Origin of the sequence: Pseudoalteromonas sp. Isolate3, from assembly GCF_022398505.1 — a bacterium.
Lineage (GTDB): Bacteria > Pseudomonadota > Gammaproteobacteria > Enterobacterales > Alteromonadaceae > Pseudoalteromonas > Pseudoalteromonas apostichopi.
The window spans coordinates 78,854-93,139 of sequence record NZ_JAKEVN010000001.1 but is presented as its reverse complement, the minus strand read 5'-3'; the positions used below and the strand labels follow the sequence as shown (position 1 = coordinate 93,139).

13 protein-coding genes are annotated in these 14,286 nt (G+C 41.1%); 9 read left to right on the top strand and 4 right to left on the bottom strand.

The window, feature by feature from the left end; translation table 11 throughout:
* The first annotated feature begins 251 nt into the window (after positions 1-251).
* From dksA to mdoH, 9 genes are all read left to right on the top strand, one after another.
* Positions 252-695, top strand: coding sequence for an RNA polymerase-binding protein DksA (gene dksA / locus L1D46_RS00405; protein WP_130050732.1), 444 nt, complete (start codon positions 252-254; stop codon positions 693-695).
* Between the two features lie 17 nt (positions 696-712).
* The gene (gluQRS, locus tag L1D46_RS00400; RefSeq protein ID WP_167658749.1) at positions 713-1,657 is read left to right on the top strand and encodes a tRNA glutamyl-Q(34) synthetase GluQRS; all 945 of its coding nucleotides are present in this window, start codon (positions 713-715) and stop codon (positions 1,655-1,657) included.
* Between the two features lie 292 nt (positions 1,658-1,949).
* A complete protein-coding gene (gene pcnB / locus L1D46_RS00395; RefSeq protein ID WP_233786756.1) occupies positions 1,950-3,236 on the top strand; it encodes a polynucleotide adenylyltransferase PcnB in 1,287 nt (428 codons plus the stop codon).
* 2 nt (positions 3,237-3,238) lie between these two features.
* Positions 3,239-3,727, top strand: coding sequence for a 2-amino-4-hydroxy-6-hydroxymethyldihydropteridine diphosphokinase (gene folK, locus L1D46_RS00390; RefSeq protein ID WP_130050729.1), 489 nt, complete (start codon positions 3,239-3,241; stop codon positions 3,725-3,727).
* 29 nt (positions 3,728-3,756) lie between these two features.
* Positions 3,757-4,551, top strand: a complete 795-nt coding sequence (panB, locus tag L1D46_RS00385) for a 3-methyl-2-oxobutanoate hydroxymethyltransferase (protein ID WP_130050728.1) — start codon at positions 3,757-3,759, stop codon at positions 4,549-4,551.
* Positions 4,552-5,403 carry a pantoate--beta-alanine ligase gene (panC, locus tag L1D46_RS00380; protein ID WP_239976529.1) on the top strand — a complete coding sequence of 284 codons (852 nt, stop codon included), beginning with the start codon at positions 4,552-4,554 and terminating at the stop codon, positions 5,401-5,403.
* Between the two features lie 57 nt (positions 5,404-5,460).
* A complete protein-coding gene (locus tag L1D46_RS00375) occupies positions 5,461-5,700 on the top strand; it encodes a hypothetical protein (protein ID WP_062564854.1) in 240 nt (79 codons plus the stop codon).
* A 359-nt stretch (positions 5,701-6,059) separates the two neighbouring features.
* On the top strand, positions 6,060-7,778 hold the full coding sequence (locus tag L1D46_RS00370; RefSeq protein ID WP_167658747.1) for a glucan biosynthesis protein G: 1,719 nt from the start codon (positions 6,060-6,062) through the stop codon (positions 7,776-7,778).
* The gene (gene mdoH / locus L1D46_RS00365) at positions 7,750-9,732 is read left to right on the top strand and encodes a glucans biosynthesis glucosyltransferase MdoH (RefSeq protein ID WP_239976527.1); all 1,983 of its coding nucleotides are present in this window, start codon (positions 7,750-7,752) and stop codon (positions 9,730-9,732) included. Before L1D46_RS00370 ends, mdoH begins: the two co-directional genes overlap by 29 nt.
* Positions 9,733-9,783: 51 nt before the next feature.
* Here the strand turns inward: mdoH and L1D46_RS00360 are convergent, their stop codons facing one another.
* The 4 genes from L1D46_RS00360 to L1D46_RS00345 all read right to left on the bottom strand — a co-directional run bounded on the left by L1D46_RS00360 (position 9,784) and on the right by L1D46_RS00345 (position 14,027).
* On the bottom strand, positions 9,784-10,752 hold the full coding sequence (locus L1D46_RS00360) for a phosphate ABC transporter substrate-binding protein PstS family protein (RefSeq protein WP_167658746.1): 969 nt from the start codon (positions 10,750-10,752) through the stop codon (positions 9,784-9,786).
* A 91-nt stretch (positions 10,753-10,843) separates the two neighbouring features.
* On the bottom strand, positions 10,844-12,184 hold the full coding sequence (gene phoR, locus L1D46_RS00355) for a phosphate regulon sensor histidine kinase PhoR (protein ID WP_239976525.1): 1,341 nt from the start codon (positions 12,182-12,184) through the stop codon (positions 10,844-10,846).
* A 56-nt stretch (positions 12,185-12,240) separates the two neighbouring features.
* On the bottom strand, positions 12,241-12,930 hold the full coding sequence (gene phoB, locus L1D46_RS00350; RefSeq protein ID WP_036970740.1) for a phosphate regulon transcriptional regulator PhoB: 690 nt from the start codon (positions 12,928-12,930) through the stop codon (positions 12,241-12,243).
* A 146-nt stretch (positions 12,931-13,076) separates the two neighbouring features.
* Positions 13,077-14,027 (bottom strand): porin, encoded by a 951-nt coding sequence (locus L1D46_RS00345; protein WP_130050722.1) that lies wholly within the window; start codon positions 14,025-14,027, stop codon positions 13,077-13,079.
* Positions 14,028-14,286 lie beyond the last annotated feature (259 nt).

Here is a 14,286-nt window from a genome sequence, read left to right as displayed (position 1 = left end):
ACTCTTTTCTTAAAACAGCAGTAAATAACACGATTTAAGTTGTATTATTTTTTTTTGCCCATATAACTATGCAAATTTTAAAAAATTAACGGATAGTTAAGGGCTTACAAAACCGCCCATAATTATTTGAGCAATCATCAGCTCGAGGCCTATAGGATTAATTAAAAATAAATTTGCCTCAACCTAATGATTCTGCTATTTATAGCCGCCGGCTAATGCTGGGCAAAATATTAAGGATTTAGGAGAAAGTTATGCCAGACCAAAAAAGACTAGGGTTATTGGCTCAAGCCGGGTTGGATCCATATCAAGAAAAACCAGGTGAAGAGTATATGAATGAAGCACAACGTGCTCATTTCAAAACAATTTTAGAAGCTTGGCGTAACGATTTACGTAACGAAGTAGACCGTACTAAATCGCATATGCAAGACGAAGCAGCTAACTTTCCAGATCCAGTAGACCGTGCAGCACAAGAAGAAGAATTCTCATTAGAACTTCGTACTCGTGACCGCGAGCGTAAACTGATCAAGAAAATAGAAAAAACGATTCAATTAATCAAAGAAGACGATTTTGGTTTCTGTGAATCATGTGGTATTGAAATTGGTATCCGCCGTTTAGAAGCGCGTCCTACAGCTGATTTATGTGTAGACTGCAAAACGCTTGCGGAAATTAAAGAAAAGCAATCTGGACGCGGTTAATATCCTTTAATTAGCCCATGTCTACCACAGCCGTTAACACGCCAATGCGTGAATATCGTGGCCGCTTTGCGCCATCCCCTTCAGGGCCATTACATTTTGGCTCACTTATAGCGGCTGTGGGTAGCTTCCTTGATGCAAAAGCCAATCAAGGAAAATGGTTAGTACGCATTGAAGATATCGACACAACGCGTGTTGTAAGCGGTGCTAGCGACGATATATTACATACCCTAGAGGCTTACGGCCTATACTGGGACGAGCCCGTCATTTACCAAACCCAGCGTCATGAGCAATACCAAGCAATTGTTGATGAGCTAATTTCACAAAACCTTGTTTATGCATGTCATTGCACCCGTAAAGAAATTAAAGCTATCGGGGGAATTTACCAAGGCCATTGCCGAGATAAAAACCACTCTTTAGCTGATTCAGCACTGCGTTTAACCCAGCAATATGCAACAAGTCACTATCATGATTTAATTCAAGGTGAGGTTAGTGTAAATAGCCAACTTGCCAAAGAAGACTACTTAATAAAGCGAAGTGATGGTTTATTTGCTTACCAACTGGTCGTGGTCGTTGATGATATTGCACAAGATATAACACGAGTAGTTCGCGGCGCTGATTTAATTGAGCCAACTGCACGACAACTCAGTTTGTTTAAGCAACTCAATAAACCTGCTCCACAATATGCACATCTACCGTTAGCGGTTGCTAAACCTGGTTTTAAGCTATCGAAACAGAATTACGCGCCAGCAATAGCGAAATCAGATCCAAAACCGGCCTTGTTCGATGCCTTTCGCTTTTTAGGTTTAAAGCCAGAAGTCTCTCTACTGTCATTAGATATAGAACAAATGCTAGCATGGGCAGTCGAAACTTACCGTCTTGAATACATTCCAAAGGTACAAGAAATACAAGTTAACGAGGATTCGAACTCTACTTTTTGTGACTTTGTTCCTATTGAAAAATAAATTGCCAATTTTAAAGGCCGAGTAACTTAATTTTTCAGCCCTGCTGGTATATGATAGCGACCCAAAGTGTGCGAATCATCAACACCTTAATTTAGCGTCATTTAAAACACATTGATTACACGTCAATCTCACATCGGCGAAGTAACAAACAAACGCTATACTTGATGAGTCGCAAAGTCCGCGTCGTAGGAGACAGATTATTATTTCCAAGCTTTTTCAATTTTGTCGGCAAATTATTGGCCCAAATGCCACGACATCAAGTGATGCTTTATCAACGAGCGAATTACCTTTGGTGATCGAGCGCAGTGAACATGGTATTTCACGCAAACAATTTAGCCCAAATGCAATCAAAGTATTATACCGCCTTAAAGAAGGTGGTTTTGATGCCTACCTTGTTGGTGGTTGTATTCGAGATATATTGTTAGGTCAACAACCTAAAGACTTCGATGTTGTAACAAACGCAACGCCTGAACAGATCAAAAAGCTATTTCGCAACTGTCGCCTAATCGGTCGTCGTTTTCGTTTAGCCCATATCGTATTTGGCCGAGAAGTGATTGAAGTGGCGACCATGCGAGGTCATCATGAAGCTGACGAAAGTAAAAATCAAATTAGCCAATCAAGCGAACACGGACAACTACTTCGCGATAATGTCTATGGCAGCATCGAAGAAGATGCCGAGCGACGCGATTTTTCTATTAATGCACTTTATTACTCAATTAACGATTTTTGTATCTATGACTATGCCAACGGTATTAGTGCTATAAAAGCAAAACAAATTGAGCTTATTGGCGACCCTGAAACACGCTACAGGGAAGACCCTGTGCGCATGCTGCGTGCTGTTCGTTTTGCAACAAAACTGGGCATGAGCATTGCACCAGGCACCGAAAAGCCAATTAAAGGCCTTGCTAATTTACTTGACCATATTCCGCCTGCTCGTTTATTTGAAGAATCACTTAAGTTGTTCTTAAACGGCAAAGCTGAAGAAAACTACTTAATGCTGCGCCAGTATGGGTTATTCAAAGCATTATTCCCAGCGCTTGATAAAATCTTAGATGCAAACCCTGATGGCCTAGAACATGCGTTTATCCTGCAAATGTTTAAAAACACCGATAAACGTATTAACGCAGATAAAAAAGTCACCCCAGCATTTATTTTTGCAGCCTTGTTGTGGTTCCCATTACTGAGTATTGCTAAGAAGTTACAACTACGTGATCAACTTTCAGAGTACGATGCATTTGCACAAGCGATGAATAAAGTACTGAGTGAAAACGCACAACATGTCGCAGTACCCAAACGCTTCACACTTGGTGCACGCGATATTTGGCATATTCAACAACGCCTTGATAAACGAGGTGGTCAGCGCGCTTACAGGCTCACTCAACAGCCTCGCTTCAAAGCCGCCTATGACTTCTTACTACTTCGTGTGCAGGCAGGTGAAGAACAGCTGAAAGAGCTAGCAGATTGGTGGACAGCCTACCTAAGCCAAGACATCAATGGCCAAAAAGAGATGGTTAAAAATTTAGGGCACCAAGGCGGTCCTAAACGTCGCCGTCGTCCGCGCAAGAAAAAAGTAGACTAAGCATGCATACCGTTTATTTAGGTTTAGGCGCTAATTTAAACGCGCCACGTAAACAAATTCATGCTGCTGTCGCTGCCCTAAAAGCATTAAAAGATGTTGAGTTTGTTTGTGTATCGCATGACTACGCAAGCAAACCTATGGGGCCTCAAGATCAACCCGATTATGTAAATGCGGTCGCTTGTGTTAAAACTGCACTTGAGCCAGAACAATTGCTTGATTTAACTCAAGCTATCGAACTTGAACATGGCCGTGTTAGAAAAGAAGAACGCTGGGGTCCTCGCACCCTTGATATAGATATTCTATTGTTTGGTAATGACGTGATAGACACCCCTCGCTTGACCGTGCCTCATTATGGCCTAACACAGCGAGAATTTGTTGTTTATCCATTGTTGGAAATTGCGCCAACGCTTGTACTACCGAGTAATCAATCACTTGCTGATATAACAAAAACGTTACCTTTAAACGGTTTACAACAACTCCCTCAGCAGTAATCAACCAAGGCTAAGCCTTAGAGGAAATTATGTCTAAAATCACCGTTTCAACACTTAATAAAATGAAACATGAACAACAAAAAATCACCGCATTAACGGCCTACGATGCCAGTTTTGCTAAATTGTTTCATGATAATGGCGTCGAAGTGATTTTAGTGGGTGACTCGTTAGGTATGGTTTTGCAAGGTGCTGATGATACATTAGCGGTAACCAACACAGATATTGCTTATCATACGCGATGCGTACGAGCAGGTAGCCGTGAGTTATTTGTTATTGCAGACTTACCATTTATGACTTATGCCAACCCAACTGATGCTTGTAAAAATGCTGCTGAGCTTATGCGTGCAGGGGCAAACATGGTCAAGCTTGAAGGTGGTGAATGGCTTCACGACAGCATCCGTGCGATGACCCAGCAAGGTATTCCTGTTTGTGGTCACTTAGGCCTAACACCACAATCAGTACACGTATTTGGCGGTTTTAAAATTCAAGGCCGAGAGCAATCTCAAGCAGACAAAATGGTTAGCGATGCTAAAGCACTTGAGGCTGCTGGTGCACAATTACTTGTTTTAGAGTGTATTCCTAGTGAGCTTGCTAAGCGTATTACAGATGAGCTGAGCATTCCTACGATCGGTATTGGGGCAGGTAATCAGACCGATGGTCAAATCTTAGTAATGCACGACCTAGTAGGTATTTCTGCAGGCTATATTCCAAAGTTTTCAAAGAACTTTTTGTTAGAAACCGGCAATATGCCAGCTGCAGTGCAAAAGTATTGTGAAGATGTAAAAAGTGGTGCTTTCCCAAGTGCCGAACACGAGTTTAAATAAATGCAATCAATCACTGAAATAAAATCCTTACGCAGTCAAATCAAGGCTTGGCGTCAAGCAGGCTTAAGCATTGCGCTAGTGCCTACTATGGGCAATTTACATCAAGGCCACTTTTCACTTGTTGAAAAAGCCAAGACACTCGCTGATAAAGTAGTCGTGAGTATATTTGTTAACCCGATGCAGTTTGGGAAAAATGAAGATCTTGATAGCTATCCGCGTACATTAAACGAAGATAAACAAGGTTTAGCTGATCTTGGTACTGATATTGTATTTACACCATCCGTTGAGACCATTTATCCAAATGGTTTAGGCGAGCAAAGTTTTGTCGATGTACCAGGTGTCTCTATGGGTTACTGTGGTGGCTCACGTCCTGGTCACTTCAAAGGTGTCGCAACGGTTGTCACTAAGTTATTCAACCTAGTTCAACCTGATTTTGCCTGTTTTGGTGAAAAAGATTTTCAGCAGCTGCAAGTCATTAAAACCATGACGCGCGACTTATCTATCCCTGTTGAAATTGTTGGCGTTCCAACTTGCCGTGAAATATCAGGCCTAGCGATGAGCTCTCGTAATGGTTACTTATTTGACGAGCAAAAAGACACAGCAAAAGTTCTGTTTGCCACACTAAACAATACTGCAGCGGCACTTAAAAAAGGTAACGATGACATTGCTGCACTCGAAGCTGCTGCAAAAGCACAGCTTGAAGCTGCAGGGCTAAAGCCTGACTACTACGCTATAGCAGATCGTTCAACACTAAAAGCTGCCACTGCGGCTGACAAACAACTTGTTATTTTAGCTGCCGCCTATTTAGGCTCAGTGCGTTTAATTGACAATTTACAAGTTGAGCTGGATTAAATAGCTGTAATCTGGGTAAGATGGATTGCAAAGAAAAGACATAAACTAGGGATAAGCATGAAAAAACTACCAGCAATTGCAGCTACATTGTTTGCAATGACATTACTGTCTGCCTGCTCAAACAAAATTGACAATCCAGAAATGCAGCAATGTGCTCAACAAAACTATCAATGTGAAGCAAGTTGTGAACAACAAAGTACCGCTGATGGCTTAGTTCATAAAGTCTGTAGCAATAAGTGCATTGAAGCTTACAATCAATGTAAAGCAAATGCAGAAAAATTAGGCGAAGTTAAATAATACCATTGATTCGTTTAGATTAATTTTGAGGCACTGAAAGCCTGTTCAGTGCCTATACTCCCCCCTTCCTCGATTACAATTTCGCTTTCATAATTAAGCCTCTGGTAATTTTGTTCATATTTTTATTTACCCATTAAGCTATTCATATTAGGGCAAGCTTTCGTTCATTAAACTTCTCCATATTGGTGACGAATAAACAACTGCAACCATGTAATTGTTTCTCACTAATTTCAAAATTTTACTCTTCGCATTTAGCTGTACCAACTCAAAGTCATTGAGAATATTATTTTTTATTTGGGTTCAGGAATTGCTAAGGGGTATGAATGAATTAACGTGATTTACGGCTAAAGGAAAATTGAATGAGACCAGAAACCCGAACTAAGCTCTTCAGCGCTGTCAAAAAGAAGACCTTCTTGGGCGTATTATTAGCCATGAGTGCAGGTCATAGTTACGCTGTTGAAGAACCAGACCAGCCAAAAGCGACTAAAACAGAACAAACAGCCGCAGAGGTTCAAGCTACCGAAAATGAAAAACAGCAAGTAAAGGATAATGCTGCTGTTGAGCTTAAGCCTGCAATGATCACTATACCTCAAGAAAAGTTATTTGAAGTTATCACCGCGCGTGCGAAAAAATTAGCATCTGAGCCGTATGTTGCGCCTAAAGAATTAGAACTTGAAGCATTAACTAGCATTGGTTATCAGGACTATCGTGCAATCCGTTTTCGTACTGAGCAAGCAATTTGGAAAGATCAAAGCCTTTATGAAGTGCAGTTATTCCACCCAGGTTTTTTATATCGCTCACCAGTTGCAATAAATACCCTTGAGCAAAATGCTGAAGTAAAAAGTTTACCGTTTAAAACCGATTACTATCGTTACGATGCAACCGCTGCACCGTTAGAGCAAGAGATCAATACTGCCATTGCTAATACGCAACTGGGCCACGCGGGTTTTCGTTTGCATTTTCCACTGAATAACAACGAATATAAAGATGAAGTAGCTGTATTCCAAGGTGCTTCGTATTTTCGCTTAGTTGGCCCGCATCAAGTATATGGTCTGTCAGCTCGTGGTCTTGCAGTTGATACAGCACTCAGCTCAGGTGAAGAGTTTCCCGTTTTCAAAGAGTTCTGGTTAGTAAAACCGGCACCAGAAGACACAACTATCGTGCTCTATGCACTACTCGATAGCCCATCAGTTTCAGGCGCATATCGTTTTGAGTTAACACCTTCAACGAATACTGAAGTGAAAACACAGCTGCAAATTTTTGCACGCAAAGACATCAAAAAGCTCGGTATTGCCCCGTTAACAAGCATGTTCTATCACGGCGAAAACAGTACCAAGTTCTTTGATGATTACCGTCCTGAAGTACATGACTCTGATGGCCTTTTAATGCAATCAGAACAAGGCCAATGGGTTTGGCGTGCATTGAATAATCCGAAGAAATTGAGCGTTACTTCGTTTAGCTACGACAACCCGAAAGGGTTTGGTCTAGCACAGCGAGATCGTGACTTTAATAACTACCTTGATACCGAAGCGCATTATCACAACCGTCCAAGCATGTGGATTGAGCCAGTGGGTAATTGGGGTAAAGGTCGTGTTGAGCTAGTAGAAATCCCTACAGATACAGAAACCAACGACAATATTGTTAGCTACTGGGTGCCAGATCAGCCAATGAAAGCTGGTGACAGCTTAAGTTTTAGTTACAAACTTTCGACTTTCAATGCCACGCTTGCAGCTCAAGATAAAGCGAGTGTGTTAAGAACCCGAATTGGCAGTGCAGCACTTCCGGGTGAGAAGAACCCACCACCTAAAAGCCATCGCCAATTTACCGTCGACTTTAGTGGGGAAACTATTAACAAATTATCTGCTAATTTCGCCATGCAAGCGGATCTTACACTCTCTGCAGGGCAAATAAGTGATAAAACGGTACAACAGTTACCAAACAATCAAGGATGGCGCGTAGCCTTTAAAGTGGCGCCAGAGGGAGATAAGCCTGTTGATATGCGCTTATCGTTAAAACTACGTGATAAAGAAATCAGCGAGGTATGGAGCTATGTCTGGTATCCAAACGACGTCCAATAGTAAAGCATTAAAGGCAACAGCAATGCCATTTAAGAAAACCCGCGCTTGGCTTTTTTCGAGCCTAGCGCTCACCATTACCGCTTACGGCGTGTGGATCATGTTCGATATTTTAAATTCTAACGGCATGACACCGCTTGAGTACGCTTTACTAGCATTATTTACAGTTACCTTCGCGTGGATCGTTACAGCTTTTTGTAGTGGCTGCATGGGCTTCATCCTGCAATTATTTCGTATTGACCCTTTAACCTTAAAACGTCAAAAGCCAATCGAAATTAATCAGCATGCCTTGAGCCAAACTAAAACAGCCATTGTTATGCCTATCTACAACGAGGATACAGAGCGTGTAATCGCAGGTTTTGAGGTAAGTTTACGCTCGCTGGCTAAAACAGGGCAAATGCCACATTATGATTTTTACTTGCTCAGTGACACCCAAAACCCTGAAATTGCACGTAATGAACTTAAAGCGTGGAATGCACTCACTGAGCGCTTAGGTGATTTAGCTAAGCACACTTTTTATCGTCGCCGTGAAGACAATAAACACCGTAAAGTAGGCAATTTAACTGACTTTTGCGAACGTTGGGGCAGCCAATACGATCACATGATTGTACTTGATGCCGATAGCATTATGACGGGTCAATGTATGCTTGAGCTGACTTCTAGCATGATCAGTAATCCAAAATCAGGTTTGATCCAAACTATTCCCATCCCAGTTCGCCAAGACACTTTTTTTGGTCGCTTTTTACAGTTTGCATCAATTTTATATAGCCCAATGTTGGCAACAGGGTCTGCTTTTTGGCAAACAAACCAAGCAAATTACTGGGGTCACAATGCGATTATTCGCGTTGAAGCATTCACTAAATGCTGCGGTTTGCCTGTTCTAAAAGGCAATGCTCCATTTGGTGGTGAAATCTTAAGCCATGACTTCGTAGAAGCTTCACTTCTACATCGTAGTGGTTGGGATGTGTTACTGCTTAGTGATATTGAAGGTAGCTACGAAGAAGTACCAAGTAACATTCTCGATTACGCAATCCGTGATAGACGTTGGGTGCAAGGTAATATCCAGCATTTAGGTTTATTGCCTAAATCTGGTCTTAAGCTAATGAGTAAAATGCATTTTTTATTTGGTGCCACAGCATATATCTCATCGTTAATTTGGTTATCTATGCTGGCATTAAGCACATTAGATGCGGTGACTCGTGCACTTAATAGCGACGTGTACTTTAACCATGCTTATCAGCTTTTCCCAACTTGGCAAATTGCCAAAACTGACTTAATTGATTCGTTGTTATTTATTACTGCAGTGCTGTTATTACTACCTAAATTAATGGGTGTTATTGTGACTTTAGTTCACCGTAATAAGGCCTTTGGTGGCACTATGAAGCTAATTGCAGGTTCACTAATCGAAACGATTTTTGCGATAGTGATTGCACCGCTAATGATGGTATTTCATAGCTATTTTGTAGTGTGCGTATTTTTAGGTAAAAAAGTAAGTTGGGATGCACAGCCTCGGGAAGGCAGAATGGTGCCGTGGAAAGAAGCGATTGGTTATACATTATTTTCGACTATTACGGCGATTATTTGGGGCTCGGTTGCTTACTATTACACACCGACTTTCTTTTGGTGGTTATCACCGATTTTAGTGGGCCTTATTTTGGCAGCACCAATTGTGCGCTACTCAAGCAGCATCGGCTTAGGTGTTAAAATGCGTAAAATGGGTTTATTTTTATGCCCAAGCGAAGTTGAAAACGATGATACCTTAGCGGCACTTCGTGTACACCAACAAGAAATTGCTTTGCCTAAAGATGAACACGCTAACTTTAGTGTGCCTATATTACCCAATGAATACCCAACGGTAATGCCAATTCAAAGCTTTAAGGCACCATCAGGTAAAAAGCGTAAACAAGTACGCCTCGCTCAAAAGCGAATAAAAGCCAAGCTATTTGCCAAAAGCTAAACGAAAAAAACCGCTCAATGAGCGGTTTTTTCATCTATGTCTGTATGGTTGTTACAGAAGGCCTAGCTTTTTAAGTTCAGCCATTGCCATTTTGCCTGAAAGTGGCACATAACCATCTTTCTCAACAATTTTTTGACCATCTACAGAAAGAACCATTTTTAAGAACTCTGCATCGATTGGTGAAAGCGGTTTGTTAGGGTGCTTGTTCACATAAACGTATAAGAAACGAGATAGTGGGTATTTACCTTTTGCAACGTTTTCTAATGTTGCATCAACAAAGTTATCACCTTTCTTAGCAAGAGGTACTGTACGTACACCTGACGTTTTATAACCGATACCTGAGTAACCAATCGCATTCACAGAAGAAGAGATTGACTGTACTACAGATGCAGAACCTGGTTGTTCGTTTACGTTGTTACGGAAGTCACCTTTACACAGTGCTTTCTTCTTGAAGTAACCGTAAGTACCCGATACTGAGTTACGACCGTAAAGCTGGATATCTTTTGCAGCCCAATCACCCTCAAGACCTACTTCGCTCCAACGATTAACTTGTGCATCAGCACCACATTTACGTGTAGAAGAGAAAATCGCATCAACTTGGTCAATACGTAAACCTTTGATTGGGTTATCTTTGTGTACGAATACAGCTAGAGCATCGATTGCAACGCGTACTTCAGTTGGCTTGTAGCCGTAACGCTTTTCGAATGCTTCGATTTCTTTTGACTTCATACGACGGCTCATTGGGCCGAAGTTTGCTGTACCTTCAGTTAATGCTGGAGGAGCAGTTGAAGAACCCGCTGCTTGGATTTGAATGTTTACGTTTGGATAGAAGCGCTTGTACTCTTCTGCCCAGAACGTCATCATGTTAGCAAGAGTGTCAGAACCTACAGATGAGAAGTTACCAGAGATACCACTTGTTTTAGTGTACTCAGGCATATCTTTATCAACTGCAGCTGCTTGTGCTGATACAAATGTTGTTACAGCCACACCCATTGCGGCAACGAGATTTTTGAATTTCATAGGGGTTACTCCGATTTGTTCGTCCCATTTCCTAACTGCGGTCTACTCTAATGACACTAGATGACAGTTAGATTACCCTTAAATGACATTTTTATGACTTTGCTGTTTTTTCGGTTTTTTCCGTTTTATTAGCAATACGCACGACTTTATCGCTACCGAATGCGAACGCAAAGGTCGAGCCTTGTCCCAACTTACTGCTGATATCTAAGCGACTGTCATGTCTTGTAAGTACATGTTTTGTAATAGCTAAACCTAAACCAGAACCACCTGTAGTGCGGCTACGAGCCTTATCAACACGATAAAAGCGCTCGGTTAAACGATTAATATGCTCAGCGGCAATACCATCACCATTATCGGTCACACTAAACGCGGCTTGGTTATTTTTAAACTGCCAATCAACCACAATCTTGCCACCTGGCTTTGTGTAATGAATGGCATTAAATACTAAGTTAGAAAAGGCACTCCTTAATTCGTCTTCGGCCCCTTTAATATCTAAACTTGCATCAACATTAAAAATAAGCTCATGGCCTTTCTCTTGGTTTAATGACTTTGCTTCGGTTTGAATATAAGTAAGTAGCTGAGGCACATTTACTGGCTTGTCGTTATCTTGCCGACGCGCTCCTTCAATTCGCGATAACGACAGTAATTGATTAACCAAGCTATCCATACGCTGACATTGCTCAAGCATGGTTGTTTGTGCTTTTTGCCACATAGCAGGGGGAGGTAAGCTGTCTGAATCAAGCATTTCTAAGTAGCCTGTCACCACAGTAAGCGGTGTTCTCAGCTCATGAGAAACATTGGCCACAAAGTCTTTTCGCATCTGCTCAAGTTGCTTTAAACGTGTAACATCACGTACCACCATCATCAATTGTGAACTTGCATAGGGCATAACACGAAACTCTAACGTTTGATCGTAGCTATGGCCGCCATCAAGCTCAAGTGGTTCGTCAAAACATGCTTTATGCATATACTTTGCAAATTTAGGATCGCGAATGAGATTATCTAAGCGTTGTCCATGATCAGTTGGCCACTGTAAACCTAAAACTTTTAAAGCCAGTTGGTTACACCAAATGATGCTTAGATCTTTTTGTAGTACTACAACCGCATCAGGTACGGCTTCTGCACCATCTCGAAAGCGGCGAATTAAATCTGCCAGCTCATTGCGCTTTTTACGGTTACGATGTTGTAAATGATAAATTCCTTCAAAGACCTGCTCCCAAGCCCCCTCCCCTTCAGGTGGGTTAAAGCTGCGTTGATTTAGAAGCCAATCACTAAGGCGATATAATTGATGATAATGCCAAATTAAAAGTGCAAAAGAGCCTAAAAATAAAAGCAAAAAAGGCGCACCTATAAGTACGCCAACTAATAACAAAGGTAAGAAATACATAAACAGACGTTTTGCTAACGCCTGTTTATTCACTACTCGATACATACACTCACTTTACCTTAAGTATGTAAATTAGCTTGTTAAGGTCATTCCTATGACACTTATAATTTACTTGAAAAACGATAGCCTGCACCGCGAACGGTTTGCACTAAACGGTCATGCCCCAATGGTGCAATAGCTTTACGTAGACGACGAATATGCACATCAACAGTACGGTCTTCTACGTATACATTTGTACCCCATACATGATCAAGTAATTGTTCACGGCTGTAAACACGTTCAGGATGAGTCATGAAAAAATGCAGTAGTCTAAATTCAGTAGGCCCCATATCTAATTCACTACCTTCTGATGTTACACGGTGTGAAATAGGGTCAAGACGTAAACCATGTACTTCAATGGCTTCTTCTAATGAGGTTGGTGAAACGCGTCGAATAACCGCTTTAATACGCGCCATTAATTCTTTTGGCGAAAATGGTTTTGTTACGTAGTCATCAGCGCCAACTTCAAGACCGCGTACTTTGTCTTCTTCTTCGCCGCGTGCTGTCAGCATAATGATAGGAATTTGACGAGTATATTCGCTTTGCTTAAATTTTTTCGCAATTTGAATACCGCTACCACCTGGTAACATCCAATCTAATAAAACCATATCTGGGTATGGCTCTACCATTGCTTCAATTGCAGAGTCATAATCTTCTGCTTCAATTGCTTGAAAACCATTTTGCTCTAAAACAAAAACCAGCATCTCTCTGATAGGTGCTTCGTCATCGACGACTAGTACTTTACGTGACATTCCAATTTATCTCTTTCGTTAGCGAACTGGTTTCATTATTATGACTAAGTATGACATTTTTATGAAAGTCTAACGAGTAATTGAAAAAGCGCAAAAGAATCAATGCAAAAATAGCCATTTTTTACGCTTAAAAGATGAATTCGAGATTAAAAGTCATACCTTAAAGTGACCGCTACATGATCTTCATCAGCATTATTATCTAGTGAGAATTGCGTATACCACATATACATACGTGCTTGTTTTGACAGGCTTCGTTCAACACCAACAGAGGTACCGCTACCCGAGTCTTTCAACTTTCCAAAGCTGCCATCAGTATCTTGATACTGCGCTAGTAACTTATATTTATCGATTTTGTAAGATGCGCTCACTAAAAAACCATCTTCTTTGTCAGAACCTGTTACTTTTTCACTTTGTTGATACATACCGCCTAAGGTTAAATCGCCTAATTTACCTTGCGCCGTAAACCGTGTTGTATCGTAGCCGGCTACTTTACTATCGTGGGCAACACTTACGAAGTAAGGCGCTTTTTTAAATTTACTATCGCCATACATAAATGCCGCAGAAACGCCGGTTTCTTCATCTTGTTTGGAATTATCTTCAGCAATATAAGTGACCACAAATTGCATATTGCCGACAACGGGCGAACTATAATGAACCACGTCGCCAAGACGATTTTCACCATTAAACAAGGCTTTAACATCTCCATTAAAGTCGTTCATTAAATCAATTTTACCCTGCGATACCTTTAACGCGGTATCGTGACGACCAAGCACTACCTGCCCATAACTGCCTTGAAGGCCAACATATTGATTACGAGCGGTAATATTCTCTTCAGTTTTACCATCACTATCTTGATCAGCCGCATTTACTGCAAATTCAAACTTATATACAGCTTTTAAACCATCACTTATTTCACCGCTACCCTTGATCCCCATACGTGAGTTATAGCTCTCAATGGAAGTTTCACTGCCATCGCCAGTATCGCTATTAGCAACCCCTAAATGGGCCCGACCATACACATCTACGGCTTCAGCAGCACTATGAAATGAAATAAAGCACATTGCAAAGCTCGACAACATCATGGCAGGTTTATTCATGGTAGCGATCCTTAATTTAAGCAGTAACTTAAAAATCGAACATAAAGGGCTTTTGGTCAAGGCAAGGGGGAAATATTTCGCCTAAAAATTACGGATCACTGATCTACTAACTTAACCAGATCAGGATCAGGTTTTTACTAAGTTGATCAATCTCAGATCAGTTTTTTACTTAGAGAATAAGATAACTTGTTGATTTAATGTTAAGGTGATCTGTAATTCGTTTAAAAGGTGAACAATAAAAAGTCATTGATCAGTATCC

What these genes read in the sequence shown, in the direction of transcription:
- phoB (WP_036970740.1), bottom strand. Translation starts at nt 12,930, where the DNA reads ATGTCACGTAAAGTACTAGTCGTCGATGACGAAGCACCTATCAGAGAG.
- panC (WP_239976529.1), top strand. Translation starts at nt 4,552, where the DNA reads ATGCAATCAATCACTGAAATAAAATCCTTACGCAGTCAAATCAAGGCT.
- L1D46_RS00360 (WP_167658746.1), bottom strand. Translation starts at nt 10,752, where the DNA reads ATGAAATTCAAAAATCTCGTTGCCGCAATGGGTGTGGCTGTAACAACA.
- folK (WP_130050729.1), top strand. Translation starts at nt 3,239, where the DNA reads ATGCATACCGTTTATTTAGGTTTAGGCGCTAATTTAAACGCGCCACGT.
- dksA (WP_130050732.1), top strand. Translation starts at nt 252, where the DNA reads ATGCCAGACCAAAAAAGACTAGGGTTATTGGCTCAAGCCGGGTTGGAT.
- L1D46_RS00345 (WP_130050722.1), bottom strand. Translation starts at nt 14,027, where the DNA reads ATGAATAAACCTGCCATGATGTTGTCGAGCTTTGCAATGTGCTTTATT.
- L1D46_RS00370 (WP_167658747.1), top strand. Translation starts at nt 6,060, where the DNA reads ATGAGACCAGAAACCCGAACTAAGCTCTTCAGCGCTGTCAAAAAGAAG.
- phoR (WP_239976525.1), bottom strand. Translation starts at nt 12,184, where the DNA reads ATGTATCGAGTAGTGAATAAACAGGCGTTAGCAAAACGTCTGTTTATG.
- gluQRS (WP_167658749.1), top strand. Translation starts at nt 713, where the DNA reads ATGTCTACCACAGCCGTTAACACGCCAATGCGTGAATATCGTGGCCGC.
- mdoH (WP_239976527.1), top strand. Translation starts at nt 7,750, where the DNA reads ATGTCTGGTATCCAAACGACGTCCAATAGTAAAGCATTAAAGGCAACA.
- L1D46_RS00375 (WP_062564854.1), top strand. Translation starts at nt 5,461, where the DNA reads ATGAAAAAACTACCAGCAATTGCAGCTACATTGTTTGCAATGACATTA.
- panB (WP_130050728.1), top strand. Translation starts at nt 3,757, where the DNA reads ATGTCTAAAATCACCGTTTCAACACTTAATAAAATGAAACATGAACAA.